Raw genomic sequence first — 14,212 nt, forward strand, 5'->3', positions numbered from 1 at the left:
GCGGCTGAGCGCAGGCGCCGGGCGCCGGGCGGCTGTCTCACTCGTGCGGTTCGACGCCCGCCCGCAGCAGCCCGTACGTGTACGCGTCGTCCAGCGCCTGCCAGGACGACGCGATGATGTTGTCCGCGACCCCCACGGTCGACCACTCCGCTCGGCCGTCGCTCATGGAGACCAGCACACGCGTCGTGGAGTCGGTTCCGTGCCCGCCCTCGAGGATGCGGACCTTGTAGTCCACGAGGGAGAGCCTGGCCAGCTCCGGGTGCAGCCGCTCCAGACCGCTGCGCAGCGCACGGTCGAGGGCGTTGACCGGGCCGTTCCCCTCACCCGTGGCGATGATGCGCTCGCCCTTGGCCCACAGCTTGACCGTGGCCTCGTTGGCCTGGCCGTCGCCGGGGCGCTGTTCGACGATGGTCCGCCAGGACTCCAGGCGGAAGAAGCGGCGGGCGCGCCCGTGCACCTCGTCGCGGAGCAGCAGTTCGAAGGAGGCGTCCGCGGCCTCGTAGGTGAAGCCCTTGAGCTCCTGCTCCTTGACGCGCTCGACGATCCGCCCGACCAGATCCCGGTCGCCCTCCAGGTCGTAGCCGAGCTCCTTGCCCTTCAGCTCGACCGAGGCGCGCCCCGCCATGTCGGAGACGAGCATCCGCATGGTGTTGCCGACGAGTTCGGGCTCGATGTGCTGGTACAGATCCGGGTCGACCTTGATCGCGGAGGCGTGCAGCCCCGCCTTGTGCGCGAAGGCCGAGGTGCCGACGTACGGCTGGTGGGTGGAGGGCACGAGATTGACGACCTCGGCGATCGCGTGCGAGATGCGGGTCATCTCCTCCAGCGCCCCTTGCGGCAGCACCTGCTTGCCGTACTTGAGCTGGAGGGCTGCCGTGACGGGGAAGAGGTTGGCGTTGCCGACGCGCTCGCCGTAGCCGTTGGCGGTGCACTGGACGTGGGTGGCGCCGGCGTCCACGGCAGCGAGGGTGTTGGCGACGGCGCAGCCGGTGTCGTCCTGCGTGTGGATGCCCAGCCGGGCGCCGGTGTCGGTGAGGACGGTGCGTACGACCGCCTGGATCTGCGCGGGGAGCATCCCGCCGTTGGTGTCGCACAGGACCACGACGTCGGCGCCGGCGTCGTACGCCGCGCGCACGACCTCCTTCGCGTAGCGGGCGTTGGCGAGATAGCCGTCGAAGAAGTGCTCGCAGTCCACGAAGACCCGGCGTCCCTGCTCGCGCAGGTAGGCGACGGTGTCCCGGACCATCTCCACGTTCTCCTCCAGCGAGGTGCGCAGCGCCAGCTCGACGTGCCGGTCGTGCGACTTCGCGACGATCGTGACGACCGGGGCGCCGGAGTCCACCAGTGCCTTGACCTGCGCGTCGTCGGCAGCGCGCACGCCTGCCTTACGGGTCGAGCCGAAGGCCACGAGCTGCGCGTGCCGGAAGTCGATCTCCTCGCGGGCGCGCTCGAAGAACTCGGTGTCGCGCGGGTTGGCCCCCGGCCAGCCGCCCTCGATGAAGCCGACGCCGAACTCGTCGAGGTGACGGGCGATCGTCAGCTTGTCGGCGACGGTGAGGTTGATGCCCTCGCGCTGGGCTCCGTCGCGCAGTGTGGTGTCGAAGATGTGGAAGTTGTCGTCCGGGGCGGCCGGGGCGTCAGTGCTCATGGCTGCTGTGGCTCCTGGTGGATGCTGTGCTCATGGGGAGCGAAGGGAGATCCGTATTCAGGGGTCCGCTTGTCCCTCGGTTGTGCTGCCTTCTCGCGCCCGTCGTTCCGGCTGGGGTGGGCCGGAAACCAAAAAAACCTCTCGCGGGTGCGAGAGGTCTGGCGCGCGGGTCTGGGACACGGTGGCCGCTGCCGCACGGGTCTTCCTGCGGCAGTCGGTCACGAAGGACCGGCGCGCCTGCTGCCGATAATCATGGCGAACGAGGACACGCAGGGAGTCTCGCACAAACCGCCCCTGCGCCCGCAATGCGTCTCACCATGCGGAAAGCGGCTGCTGAGCCGGGGTGGTTCCCCGCCGGCGCGGGGCCCCGAGGTGTACGGGACGGCGGACGGGCCGGCGGACGGCCGGACCGGGCCGGCCGACCGGGGCCGTGCCCCCGCGGGCCCCGGCGTCGGGCCCGGCCATCGGCGCCGGAGCCCGGCCCGGCAGACGGCCGGCGAGCGCGCCGGGCAGCTCAAGCCGCTACGCGGACACCGCACGGCAACCGAACCGCCCGGTCGCCGCACCCGAGCCATCGGCACCGCAGGCCCCGCCCGAGCCGCGCGGTGGGCAAGCCGCGTGAGCGGCCGAGGCGGCACACGGGAGGTCCAGCTCTCGCTTCGGGAGGGAGCGCGGCCTGAGCCGAGCGCGCCTCTCCCCGTCGTCCGAAGGGGACATTCGACCGGGCCCGAAGGGTTTGCGCGAGCGGCCAAAGCCCACACAAGAGGGGCAGGAGCGCGAGGCGCGAGCCGGGAGGCGTGGGCGCGCCCGCCCCGCACGTCGCGCCTCTCCCCGTCGTCCGCGCAGGACATACCGCCGGACCGGGGCGGTCCGGCCGGGCGGGCAGGGGGCGCCGCAAGGTGGTCGGCGCCGTCAGGCCAGGGGGCGCATCCAGTCGTGGCGGTCCTCGGCCTGGCCGGTCTGCACAGCGAGCAGCGTCTCGCGCAGCCGCATGGTGATCTCGCCGGGCTGCCCGTCGCCGACCTTCCACGCGCCGCTCGCGCACTTCGCCTCGCCGACCGGGGTGATCACGGCTGCCGTACCGCAGGCGAAGACCTCGGTGATGGTGCCGTCCGCGTTGCCGTCCCGCCAGTCGTCGACGGTCAGACGGGTCTCCGCCGTCTCGTACCCGAGGTCGGCGGCGAGTGTGAGCAGCGAGCTGCGTGTGATGCCCGGCAGGAGGGTGCCGGTCAGCGACGGCGTGACGATCTTCGCGTCCGCGCCGGAGCCGTGGACGAAATAGAGGTTCATGCCGCCCATCTCCTCGATGTAGCGGCGCTCGATCGCGTCCAGCCACACGACCTGGTCGCAGCCCTGCTCGGCGGCCTCCGCCTGCGCGACGAGCGAAGCGGCGTAGTTGCCCGCGCACTTGGCCTCGCCGGTGCCGCCGGGCGCCGCCCGCACGTACTCCTGGGAGAGCCACACGGACACCGGCTGGACGCCGCCGGGGAAGTAGGAGCCGGCGGGCGAGGCGATCAGCATGAAGAGGTACTCGTTGGCCGGACGCACACCCAGTCCGACCTCCGTGGCGAACATGAAGGGCCGCAGATAGAGCGACTCCTCGCCGCTCCCCGGCACCCACTCCTTGTCCTGCCGCACGAGCAGCTCGCACGCCTCGATGAACGTCTCCTCGGGGAGCTCCGGCATGGCCAGCCGACGGGCGCTGCGCTGGAATCGGCGGGCGTTGGCGTCGGGGCGGAAGGCCGAGACGGAGCCGTCCGGCTGCCGGTACGCCTTCAGCCCTTCGAAGATCGACTGCGCGTAGTGCAGCGTCATGTTGGCGGGATCGAGCTGCAGCGCCGCGTACGGCTGGAGCTGTGCGTCGTGCCAGCCCCGGCCCTCGGTCCACTTGATCGTGACCATGTGGTCCGTGAAATGACGGCCGAAGCCCGGATTGGCCAGCACCGCCTCGCGCTCCGCGGCGGGCAGAGGCTGCGAGGAAGGCTTGAGGTCGAAGTCGATTCGAGGCGTCGTCATGTGAGCGCGTCCTTCACTGTGTGTCGTGGCGGACCGCGCTCCCGTACGCCCTCCGTCGTGATGCTTGGACGTCCGAGCTTTCCCTCATGCGTCAGCCCCCGCGTCCGATTATCACGCGTGGAGGCCCCCGGAGGGAGTCCGGGTGGGCGGCCCCTGGATGGATGGTGGCACCCCGACCCCCCACTGGCACAGCGGCCGGGCACCGATGCCCGGCGATGAAGCTGCGCCGGGTCAGCCGGATACTCGTGCCGCCAGGGCGTCGCCGGTCTCGTCCGTCGTACGGGCCGCGGGCCGTTCGGCCAGGTCTGCCGTGACCGCGTTCTCGACGCGTGCGGCCTCCGCCTCCAGGCCGAGGTGCCGCAGCATCAGGGCGACGGAGAGCACCGTCGCCGTGGGGTCGGCCTTGCCGGTGCCCGCGATGTCGGGTGCGGAGCCGTGGACGGGCTCGAACATCGAGGGGAAGCTGCCCGTCGGGTTGATGTTCCCGGAGGCGGCGAGGCCGATGCCGCCGCTGACGGCGGCGGCGAGGTCGGTGATGATGTCGCCGAAGAGGTTGTCGGTGACGATCACGTCGAAGCGTTCGGGGTCGGAGACCAGGAAGATCGTCGCGGCGTCGACGTGCAGATAGTCGGTGGTGACCTCGGGGTACTCCTCGCCGATCTTGTCGAAGAGGTTCTTCCACAGGTGGCCCGCGTGCACCAGCACGTTGGTCTTGTGAACCAGGGTCAGCTTCTTGCGGGGGCGCGCCTGGGCGCGCTCGTACGCGTCCCGGACGACGCGCTCGACGCCGTACGCGGTGTTCACACTGAGCTCGTTGGCGACCTCGGCGGAGGTGCCGGTGCGAATGCTGCCGCCGTTGCCGACGTACGGGCCCTCGGTGCCCTCGCGCACGACCACGAAGTCGATGGCGGGGCGGCCGGCCAGCGGCGTCTCCGTGTTGGGGAAGAGCTGCGACGGCCGGAGATTGACGAAGTGGTCGAAGGCGAACCGCAGTTTGAGCAGCAGCCCCCGCTCCAGCACGCCGGAGGGCACGCTCGGATCGCCGATGGCACCGAGCAGGATCGCGTCGTGCTGCTTGAGCTGCTCCAGCTCCGCGTCCGGGAGGGTCTCACCCGTGGCGTGCCAGCGGCCGGCGCCGAGGTCGTACTGCTTCGTCTCCAGCTTCACGTCCTGGGGAAGGACGGCGGTCAGGACCTTCAGGCCCTGGGCCACGACCTCCTGGCCGATTCCGTCACCGGGGATCACTGCGAGGCTGATGCTGCGAGACATGCCAGCGACCATAACCTCTGGTCCCAGGGGATGACACGACCCGTCCACATCACGGACATCCGTACGCCGGGCCCGCGTGGCCCTCTCCGGTCGGGGCCGCTGCTCCGGCCACGAGTTGACCTTGACGCGACGTCAGGGTCTTCACTGTGAGCGTGCGGACGGGAGAACTCGCCGCGCTGCCGCGGATGCCGGCCCGTACGCGGACAGTCCCGCCGTGACACCGCCCGGCGACGGCACCGAGGCGGCTCCACCGACACGACTCCACCGAGGCGGCTCCACCGACGGAAGGGCACCACGATGACGACCGAGCGACCGGCCCTGCCCTTCGACCGGCCCCACCCCATGGAGCCGCCGCCGGACTACGCGCGGCTCCGCGAGAGGACACCCGTCGCCCCGGTACTCGCTACCGACGGACGGCCGGCATGGCTGGTCACCTCCTACGACGCCGTCGCGGCGGTGCTGGCCGACCCCCGGTTCGGGCTGGCGCCGCCCGGCGACGCATCCCCGGGCAACGACACCCTCTTCCAGGACGGCGAGGCACATCTCCGGCTCCGCCGCCTGGTGTCCAAGGCCTTCACGCCCCGGAGCGTCGCCGCCCTGCGTCCGCGCATCGAGCAGCAGGCCGCCGATCACGTGGCCGCCCTCGCCGAGGCCGGTCCGCCCGCCGATCTCGTGGGGGACCTCGCCGCCCCGCTGTCGATCACGGTCATCAGCGATCTGCTCGGCGTGACGATCCAGGAGCGCGAGCACTTCCGCCGCCTCGCCGACGCCGCCGGCGCTGCCGACTTCACCCACGGCCGAGAAGAGGAGCTGGCCGCAGCCGCTCAGGCGTGGGGCGCCCTGGGTGAGTACGCGTCCGGGCTGGTCGCCGCCAAGCGGCAAGCCCCAGCGGACGACCTGCTCAGCGCCTTGATCGCCGTACGTCACTCCGGTGACGGGCGCCTCGGCGACGGTGAACTCACCGGCATGGCCACGACCGTCGTCGCGGCCGGATATTCGACGGCCTGCAACGCCGTCTCCGTCGGTACGCTCCGGCTCCTGACCGAGGGGCGGCTGTACGAACTGGCGTCGGCCGACGCCGGCCAGGTGGAGGCGACAGTGGAGGAGGTCCTGCGGATGCAGGCAGGCATGACAGGAGAGCCGTTCCCCCGTTACGCCCACGAGGATCTCGAACTGGGCGGTGTGCCGGTCAAGGCCGGCGACCTGGTGCTCGTACGGCTCGAAGGCGCCGGCCGCGACCCCGCGCACTTCACCGACCCCGACCGGTTCGTACCGGACCGGAAGGCCGGCTCTCCGCCCCTGACGTTCGGACACGGGCCGCACTACTGTCTCGGCGCGGCCCTGGCCCGTATCGAGGTCGGCGCCGCACTGCGCGCGCTCGCGCGACGGCTGCCGGGGCTACGGCTTCAGGGAAGAGCCGACGACATCCCGTGGGCCCGCGGCGGTGTCGACTCCGGGCCCCGGGCACTCAACGTCGAATGGTGAACGGACGCCTGCCGGTGAACAGCTGAAAGGCGCACGTACACGCGGGAGCGGGCAGACCGTCGAGGCCCACCCGCCCTGCCTGCGGGCTTGGCCTCAGTGGCCCGTGGCGCCGCCGTTGTCGCGGCGGTCGAGGGCGCGCTGGAGGGCGGCGGCCGCGTTCCGGCGGTCGGCGTCGCGGTTGATGCGGGCCGTACGGGCGGTGTGCCGGGCTCGGCGGCGGGCGGTCTCATCCATGATCAGCAACTCCTTCTGCACGCAAAGGTCTCAAGAAGGGAAGGTGGGGGCTCGTGATGCCGGAATGGGCGGGGGCGGCAACGGTGCGGCAGGGATCACCTGCGCTCGTGCACCGGGCCTCATCCGCCGTTCGCTGGATGAGCGAGACGTTCGGCTCTCCACAAAGGTAGAACCCGATCGCCGTGATGTCTCGCCAATTAGTTGGCCTTCCTACTATCTGAGACGAACACCACTCGATTCAGGCCACCGGCCGTCCGGACAGCGCCCTCGAAGCCCGGCCTCCGGACGGTGCGGCTCGTCGAAGCGGAGCCCTAGACTCCGCGGCCATGACTGATGATCAGCAAGCCGAGCCCCTGCTCTTCGAGACCATGTCCACGATGCGCGCGATGCGCCGCCTCGAACCCGGCCCGGTGCCTGAGGAGTTGCTGGAGCGGCTCGTACAGGCCGCCGTATGGGCGCCCAGCGGTTCGAATCTCCAGCAGTTCCACTACGTCGTCGTCACCGACCGGGATGTGATCGCACGGCTCGAACCGCTGTGGCGCCGCTGCGTGAACGCGTATCTCGGTTCGGCCGGCAAGGCGACGCCGCCCAGCATGGACGAGGGCGCGTACCGGCGGATGGTCGCGGCCATCGAACACCAGCGGGACCACTTCGCCGACACCCCCGCGCTGATCATTCCCTGCTACCGCTACGTCCAGCCGAAGGGCGACATGGACGGGCTGAAGGCCCTGCACGGATCGCTCGGCACGAGCGGACTGCTGCGGCTGATGACCAACGGCGTCTTCAGCACCGTCGCGGAGACCTCCAGCGTCTACCCCGGCGTTCAGAACCTGCTGCTCGCGGCGCGCGGGCTGGGGCTCGCGGCCACGATCACCGTCTGGCATCTGATGCTGGAGCGGGAGTGGAAGCAGGTGCTCGGCATACCCAAGGACGTCAACACCTTCGCGGTGATCCCCGTGGGCCGGCCCGCGGGCAACTTCGGGCCCGTGCGCCGCCGTCCGGTCCAGGAGGTCATCCACCGGGACGGCTGGTGACACGGCGAACGCGCCCGTCACATGTACGTGCAGACGTACACGTGACGGGCGCGATCGCCGGTGCGGGCGGGGCTCAGGCGTTCACCGGCTCAGGCGTTCACCGGCTCAGCAGCTCAGCAGCTCAGCGGTTCAACCCATGTGCGGATAGCGGTAGTCGGTCGGCGCCACCTGGGTCTCCTTGATGGCGCGCGGCGACATCCAGCGCAGCAGGTTGAACTTCGAGCCCGCCTTGTCGTTGGTGCCGGAGGCGCGGGCGCCGCCGAAGGGCTGCTGGCCGACGATCGAGCCGGTGGGCCGGTCGTTGAGGTAGAAGTTGCCCGCGGCGAAGCGGAGTTTCTCGCTCGCCTCGGCCAGCGCCGCCCGGTCCTTGGCGAGTACGGCGCCCGTCAGGGCGTAGGCCGCGACGGACTCCATCTGCTCCAGCATCGTCGGCCAGGTGCCGTCCTCGTAGACGTGCACGGCGAGGATCGGGCCGAAGTACTCCTCGGAGAAGATCTCGTTCTCCGGGTCGGTGCACGCGATGACGGTCGGCTTCACGAACCAGCCCGTGGAGTCGTCGTATTCGCCGCCGACGAGGATCTCGCAGGTGGGGTCCTGCCTCGCGCGGTCGATGGCGGCCTTGTTCTTCGCGAAGGCACGGTCGTCGATGACGGCCCCGATGAAGTTGGACAGATCGCTGACGTCGCCCATCGCCAGCCCCTCGGTCTCGGCGAGGAGTTCGTCCTTGAGCCCGCCGTCCCACAGCGAACGCGGGATGTACGCGCGTGAGGCTGCCGAGCACTTCTGGCCCTGGTACTCGAAGGCGCCGCGCACCATCGCGGTCTTCAGCACCGCGGCGTCGGCGGTCGGGTGGGCGACGATGAAGTCCTTGCCGCCGGTCTCGCCGACGATGCGCGGATAGGACCTGTAGCGCTGGATGTTCTCGCCGACCGTCCGCCACAGGTACTGGAACGTCTTCGTCGAACCGGTGAAGTGCACGCCCGCCAGGTCCGGGTGGGGCAGCGCGACCTCCGAGACGTCCTTGCCGTCGCCGGTGACGAGGTTGATGACGCCCTTGGGCATGCCCGCCTCCTCCAGCATCTCCATCAGGAGCACCGCGGAGTGGGTCTGCGTCGGGGACGGCTTCCAGACCACGACGTTGCCCATCAGTGCGGGAGCGGTGGGCAGATTCCCGGCGATGGCGGTGAAGTTGAAGGGCGTGATCGCGTAGACGAAGCCCTCCAGGGGCCGGTGGTCGAGGCGGTTCCACACGCCCTTCGGCTGCATCGGCGGCTGCTCCGCGAGGAGTTCGCGCGCGAAGTGCACGTTGAAGCGCCAGAAGTCGATCAGCTCGCAGGGGGCGTCGATCTCGGCCTGCTGGATGGTCTTGGACTGGCCGAGCATGGTGGAGGCGGCGATCGTCTCGCGCCACGGACCCGACAGCAGCTCGGCCGCCTTGAGGATGATCGCGGCACGGTCGTCGAAGGACAGCGCACGCCACGCGGGCGCGGCCGCGAGGGCGGCGTCCACCGCGTCCTGCGCGTCCTGCCGTGTGGCATTCGCGTAGGTGCCGATGACCTTGCTGTGATTGTGCGGCTGCACGACGTCGACGCGTGCGCCGCCGCCCATCCGCTTCTCACCGTTGATGGTCATGGGCAGATCGACCGGGTTCTCGGCGAGCTCCTTGAGCTTGCGCTCCAGCCGGGAGCGCTCGGGGCTGCCGGGCGCGTAGGTGTGCACCGGCTCGTTGTACGGGGCGGGGACCTGGGTCACAGCGTCCATGGCTGCCGAATCTCCTTCTTACGAGGGCACTGTCAGGGTGTTCAGCCGCGGGTGGCGAGCGAACGGAGGAAGAATCCGAGGTTGGCCGGACGCTCCGCGAGGCGCCGCATGAAGTATCCGTACCAGTCGGTCCCGTAGGGGACGTATACGCGCATCCGGTGGCCCTCGGCCGCAAGCCGCAGCTGCTCCTTCTCGCGGATGCCGTAGAGCATCTGGAACTCGAACTCGTCGTGCTTGCGCCCCAGGCGCCGCGCCAGTTCCTGCGCGACGGTCACCATCCGCGGGTCGTGGGTGCCGATCATGGGATAGCCCCTGCCGGAGAGCAGGATCTTCAGACAGCGCACGTACGCAAGGTCCACCTCGGTCTTCTGCTGGTGTGCGACCGACGCCGGTTCTTTGTATGCCCCCTTCACCAACCGTACGCGCGAGCCTTCCCCTGCCAGGGCGTGGCAGTCGTCCTCGGTGCGGAAGAGGTAGGACTGCAGCACGGCCCCGGTCTGGGGGAAGCTTCCGCGCAGCTCGGAGAGGACGGCGAGGGTGGAGTCCACGGTTGTGTGGTCCTCCATGTCCAGCGTCACGGTGGTGCCCGCCTCGGCCGCCGCCTCGACGACCGGCCGCACGTTGGCGAGCGCGATGTCGTGGCCGCCGTCCGGCAGTGCCTGCCCGAAGGCCGACAGCTTCACCGACATCTCGGCACGGGCGCCCATGCCCTCGGCCGCCAGCGCGTGCGCGAGCGCGAGATAGGCGTCCCGGTTGCGCGTCGCCTCGGCGCGGTCGGTGGTGTCCTCACCGAGGTGATCGAGCGTGACGTCGAGGCCGCGGGCGGTCAGCGACCGTACGGCCTCCAGGCACGGCGCGAGCCGCTCGCCCGCCACGAAGCGGTTCACGACGGGGCGGGTGACCGGCGCGGACGATACAAGACGGCGGATGCCGTCACTGCGCGCGGCGGCCAGGAGCACTGGTCCGAACACGGGCACCTCCACTGGGGTTCTTCTTCGCGCTCCAGACATCCTGTGGCGGGCCGTTCAGCCGGAAAGGGAAGACGGCAGGACGGAGCGCCACGGCGTCGGAAGCCACCCTGAATCTAAGGATCGCGCCATCCCGCGGCCATCGACAGCTGTCACGCATCCGTGTCCCAGATCTCAGACATCTGTACGAGAATGGGGGTGCCGACGCCCGTACGGCAGCGGCCGGGGGCACGGCGGGGACGACGCGGGCAGCACCGAGCGGAACAGCGGGACGATCATGCGCGAGGACTATCAGGCACTCATCGACGAGGTCTGCGCACTGCTGGGCACGCCCGCGACCCTGGAAGGCCGCGACTTCGCGCTGATCGCATTCGGCGCCCACGAGGGCGACGGAGAAGGCGCGGAGCCCGCGCTGGACCCGGTACGCAGGCGTTCCATCCTGGGCCGCCGCTCCAGCACCGAGGTGCGCAGGTGGTTCGAGAGCTTCGGCATCACCAGGGCGACGGGGCCTGTCCGTATCGACCCCGAACCGTCGGCCGGCGTCGAGCACGGCCGGATCTGTCTGCCCGTGCGGAACGCGGGAGTCGTGCACGGATACATCTGGCTGATGGACGACGGCGCGCTCGACCTGGCCGATCCGCGGCTGGCCTCGGCCATGGCGGTGGCCTCGCGGATCGGGACGCTGCTGGCGGCGGAGACGGGGGCCGAGGCGCGTACGGGCGAGCTGCTGCGGACCGTGCTGACCGCGGACGACCGGGGCGGAGGCGAGGAGGCGGCCGCCGAGCTGGGCGAACTTCTCGGCCCGGCGGCGTCCGGGCCGCTGGTGCTGCTGGCGGTGCTGCCCTGGGGGGCGGAGCACGGAAGCGGCGGGGGTGGTGGTGCCGCGGGCGGCGGTGCTGCCGGGGGCGGCACCGGCGGCGCTCCGTACGGCGGTACGGGCGGGCCCGTACCGCATGTGATGGCCCGGTGCGTGCTCCCGGCCACCGGGACGGCGGCAGGAACGGGTGCCGGGACGGCGGCCAGGGCCGCGGCCGGGACGACGGCAGGGACGGCGGCAGTGCAGCCGGTGCTCGCCGCCCTGGTGCGGCTGCGTTCGGCCGAGGCCCTGGATCCGGCCCGTACGGCGGCGGGGCGGCTGCTCCGCGTGCCGCGCTCCCCCGCCGTCGCGGGCATCGGCTCCCCCCGGCGCGGGCTGTCCGGGGCAGCGGCCGCCTGGCGGGAGGCGCTCGCCGCGGCACGTGCCGCCAGGGCGGAGCCGGAGCGGCTGGGCCCGGCCGCGGAGTGGGACGGCATCGGCCCGTACCGGCTGCTGACCGCGCTGCCCGCGGGCGCCGCCGGCGACCCGGCCGCGGCGGCGCTGCTGCGCCCCGCCCACGCCGAACTGGCCCGCACCGCCGAGGCGTTCCTCGACCACGCGGGCCAGGCGGGCCGCACCGCGGCGGCACTCGGCATCCACCGGCAGACCCTCTACTACCGGCTCTCCCGCATCGAGGCCCTCACCGGACTCGACCTCGACGAGGGCGCCTCCCGTCTGCTGCTGCACCTGGCCCTGAAGGCGGCGCGGCTGTGAAACAGCCAGCAGATGCTGTTCGCGATGCACCAGGACGGACGCCGCCGGGAGGGTTCCGAGGGAAACGGCGAAGCGCGAACAGCGGCCGGCGGCATTGCATTTGCGATCGGTCCGGGCCTCCGCGACCGCACAGCTTCGCAGTTGAAGTGTTCCACGCGCACGGCACTCCCTTGTCCCAGCCTCGCCCCGTGGTGTGTGAGCGCCTCGCAGCAGGCCGTGCCGGGGTGGGCGGGTGCCGTTGAGTACGGGACGCAACTGTCGCTCCGTCATCGCCCTCTCTTGCGCATTCGACTGCCTTGTTCCGCATCGAGGCCGCGCGGAGGAACCGCCCGCCGCGCTCCGCACGTCTCGTCCACCGCGTGGCCGCTGTGAGGCGGCGGCGAACACAGCGGAGGAGTACGGGACTTGGGAGACGGGCGGGACACAGCGAGCATGGCGGGCCGGCGCACCAAGAACGTGCCCGCGGCCTGGCTGCTCGGGCTCGCGAGTGCGCTCGGTCTCGCGTACGTCGCGATGTGGCCGGTCGTGCTGGCGGTGATCCAGACTCGTACACGAGGCGACGTCTGGTTCCACAGCAGGCTGTGGGATGTGACATTTCTGCAGTGGGCACCCTGGGTGGGATCTCCGCTCCTGGTTGCCGGGGTTGCCGTGGCCGCGCTGATTCCGGCCACGCTCAAGGGGCGGCCTGGGCGGCGACTGACTGCCTGGGCCTTGGGTGTGCTGCTCGTCGCGGCCTTCACCTGGGCCGGGGCGATGCATCCGTTCCAGCGGGAGTTGCTCGACCCGGAGCACTCTCCGGGCGCACTGGAAGCGGTGCCCGGCTGGTACGAGGCGTGGCGGACTGTGGTGCCGGGGGCCGCGTGCTGCGCCTATGTGCTGGGGCAGGTGTCGCGCACCTTCCGCACTCGGGGCGGTGGCTGACCGCCGAGGAGGGCCCCGGGGAGTTCCGGCCGCGTATCCGGCTTTCGCCGGGTGGAGCCGGCAGAGCCCGGGCCGTCACGCTCGACCCGGGCTCGTGCCGACGGGGACGGTGTCGGTGCCGTCAGTTCACGTCAGTACACGCTGACGCCGTAGGCGTTGAGCGCCTCCGTGACGGGCTGGAAGAACGTCGTACCGCCCGAGGAGCAGTTTCCGCTGCCGCCCGAGGTCAGGCCGATGGCCCTGCTCCCCGAACGCAGGGAGCCGCCGCTGTCGCCGGGCTCCGCGCACACGTTCGTCCTGATCATGCCGTAGACGATGTCGCCGCCTCCGTAGTTCACGGTGGCGTTCAGGCCGGTGACGGTGCCGCTGTGGGTGCCTGTCGTACTGCCGTGCCGGGTGACGGACATCCCGACCGTGGCGTTGGCCGCGCTGGTGATGTCGGTGCCTCCCGCGGTGCCCGGGTGGCTGGCGGAAGAGGAGCTGTAGCGGACGAGGCCGTAGTCGTTGACCGGGAAGCTCGATCCGGCCGTCGGGCCGATCACCGAGGTGCGGGCGGAGTTGGAGTACCAGGTGCCCGCGCCGTCGGTGCAGTGCCCGGCGGTGACGATGTAGTACGTGCTGCCGCTGCGGACGTTGAAGCCCGCCGAGCAGCGCCAGCTGCTGGCGTAGATGGCGTCGCCGCCCTGGAGCAGCTTGCGGATCTTGCCCGGAGTGCGCTCGATCTTCAAAGCCGTGGCCCCGGAGCCCGTCGCCTTCTTGATCTTGGCTATCTCGGCGCGGGAGACGGTGCTGTCGGCCGTGACGACGAGGGAGTTGGTCTTCTTGTCCACGTGCCACGCGGTGCCGGCGACGTCGGCATCGAGCACAGCGTCGCTCGCTGCGGACAGTTGGGAGGCGCTGAACCGGGGGGTGGGAGCGTCGGCAGCAACGGCAGGCGTGGTGAGCGCTGCCGCGGCGACCAGTCCGGACGCGGCGGCGATCAGCCGGGTGCGTCTCTGGGTGCCCTTGGTGGGGGTGATGCGCCTGATCCTCACTGATGCCTCCAGGAGGGGAATAGGGGGTCCGCTTCTCGGGCCCGTGAGGCGCGGTCATGGGCACGGCGGAGCTGTGGCCCTCGTGCCCATGACAAGCGCCGAAGGGAGTATTCGGCGCCTCTGAACCGAAAGGCAAGAGGCTTGTCCGAACTGATTCATGTTTTGACGGATCTACGCCCTTCTGTAGTGCTGTTTTCTGACAAGGCAGTTGTGAGGTGAGAAAGAGCGATGAAGCATCAGGTTGTGGAGGGCCACTACCAACCCGCACTATC

The 14,212-nt window shown here is 71.0% G+C and carries 11 protein-coding genes; 4 read left to right on the forward strand and 7 right to left on the reverse strand.

Translation table 11 applies throughout. The features are described from left to right. Positions 1-37 precede the first annotated feature (37 nt). From cimA to ACSMXX_RS07730, 3 genes are all read right to left on the reverse strand, one after another. Entirely contained in the window at positions 38-1,648 is a 1,611-nt protein-coding gene (gene cimA, locus ACSMXX_RS07720; RefSeq protein ID WP_473183285.1) for a citramalate synthase, read from the reverse strand. Between the two features lie 912 nt (positions 1,649-2,560). After that, complete coding sequence (locus ACSMXX_RS07725; protein ID WP_473183286.1) at positions 2,561-3,664, reverse strand: branched-chain amino acid aminotransferase; 1,104 nt, start codon at positions 3,662-3,664, stop codon at positions 2,561-2,563. A gap of 231 nt (positions 3,665-3,895) precedes the next feature. Further along, positions 3,896-4,933 (reverse strand): 3-isopropylmalate dehydrogenase, encoded by a 1,038-nt coding sequence (locus ACSMXX_RS07730; RefSeq protein ID WP_473183287.1) that lies wholly within the window; start codon positions 4,931-4,933, stop codon positions 3,896-3,898. Between the two features lie 297 nt (positions 4,934-5,230). Here ACSMXX_RS07730 and ACSMXX_RS07735 point away from each other — a divergent pair, with 297 nt between their 5' ends. Then, on the forward strand, positions 5,231-6,418 hold the full coding sequence (locus ACSMXX_RS07735) for a cytochrome P450 (RefSeq protein ID WP_473183288.1): 1,188 nt from the start codon (positions 5,231-5,233) through the stop codon (positions 6,416-6,418). A 93-nt stretch (positions 6,419-6,511) separates the two neighbouring features. Here ACSMXX_RS07735 and ACSMXX_RS07740 read toward each other — a convergent pair whose 3' ends face one another. Then, complete coding sequence (locus ACSMXX_RS07740) at positions 6,512-6,652, reverse strand: hypothetical protein (protein WP_171904280.1); 141 nt, start codon at positions 6,650-6,652, stop codon at positions 6,512-6,514. A gap of 326 nt (positions 6,653-6,978) precedes the next feature. Between ACSMXX_RS07740 and ACSMXX_RS07745 the strand changes: the two genes are divergently transcribed. Then, positions 6,979-7,686: a nitroreductase family protein gene (locus tag ACSMXX_RS07745; RefSeq protein WP_473183289.1), complete on the forward strand. Its 708-nt coding sequence runs from the start codon at positions 6,979-6,981 to the stop codon at positions 7,684-7,686. Positions 7,687-7,815: 129 nt separating this feature from the next. On the opposite strand, the gene pruA is transcribed toward ACSMXX_RS07745, so the two are convergent. Together pruA and ACSMXX_RS07755 are read right to left on the reverse strand one after the other, a co-directional pair. After that, positions 7,816-9,447, reverse strand: a complete 1,632-nt coding sequence (gene pruA, locus ACSMXX_RS07750; protein WP_473183290.1) for an L-glutamate gamma-semialdehyde dehydrogenase — start codon at positions 9,445-9,447, stop codon at positions 7,816-7,818. Between the two features lie 41 nt (positions 9,448-9,488). Next, on the reverse strand, positions 9,489-10,418 hold the full coding sequence (locus ACSMXX_RS07755; protein ID WP_473183291.1) for a proline dehydrogenase family protein: 930 nt from the start codon (positions 10,416-10,418) through the stop codon (positions 9,489-9,491). A 274-nt stretch (positions 10,419-10,692) separates the two neighbouring features. Here ACSMXX_RS07755 and ACSMXX_RS07760 point away from each other — a divergent pair, with 274 nt between their 5' ends. Beyond that, a complete protein-coding gene (locus ACSMXX_RS07760) occupies positions 10,693-11,985 on the forward strand; it encodes a helix-turn-helix domain-containing protein (RefSeq protein WP_473183292.1) in 1,293 nt (430 codons plus the stop codon). Positions 11,986-12,390: 405 nt separating this feature from the next. Beyond that, complete coding sequence (locus ACSMXX_RS07765; protein WP_473183293.1) at positions 12,391-12,906, forward strand: hypothetical protein; 516 nt, start codon at positions 12,391-12,393, stop codon at positions 12,904-12,906. A 131-nt stretch (positions 12,907-13,037) separates the two neighbouring features. On the opposite strand, the gene ACSMXX_RS07770 is transcribed toward ACSMXX_RS07765, so the two are convergent. Next, positions 13,038-13,940: a S1 family peptidase gene (locus tag ACSMXX_RS07770; protein ID WP_473183294.1), complete on the reverse strand. Its 903-nt coding sequence runs from the start codon at positions 13,938-13,940 to the stop codon at positions 13,038-13,040. Positions 13,941-14,212: the final 272 nt, after the last annotated feature.

This window comes from Streptomyces sp. DSM 116795 (assembly GCF_055792905.1).

Excerpts from the sequence above, each read along its gene's own strand:
- ACSMXX_RS07725 (WP_473183286.1), bottom strand. The coding sequence starts at position 3,664 with ATGACGACGCCTCGAATCGACTTCGACCTCAAGCCTTCCTCGCAGCCT.
- pruA (WP_473183290.1), bottom strand. The coding sequence starts at position 9,447 with ATGGACGCTGTGACCCAGGTCCCCGCCCCGTACAACGAGCCGGTGCAC.
- ACSMXX_RS07740 (WP_171904280.1), bottom strand. The coding sequence starts at position 6,652 with ATGGATGAGACCGCCCGCCGCCGAGCCCGGCACACCGCCCGTACGGCC.
- ACSMXX_RS07730 (WP_473183287.1), bottom strand. The coding sequence starts at position 4,933 with ATGTCTCGCAGCATCAGCCTCGCAGTGATCCCCGGTGACGGAATCGGC.
- ACSMXX_RS07735 (WP_473183288.1), top strand. The coding sequence starts at position 5,231 with ATGACGACCGAGCGACCGGCCCTGCCCTTCGACCGGCCCCACCCCATG.
- ACSMXX_RS07745 (WP_473183289.1), top strand. The coding sequence starts at position 6,979 with ATGACTGATGATCAGCAAGCCGAGCCCCTGCTCTTCGAGACCATGTCC.
- cimA (WP_473183285.1), bottom strand. The coding sequence starts at position 1,648 with ATGAGCACTGACGCCCCGGCCGCCCCGGACGACAACTTCCACATCTTC.
- ACSMXX_RS07760 (WP_473183292.1), top strand. The coding sequence starts at position 10,693 with ATGCGCGAGGACTATCAGGCACTCATCGACGAGGTCTGCGCACTGCTG.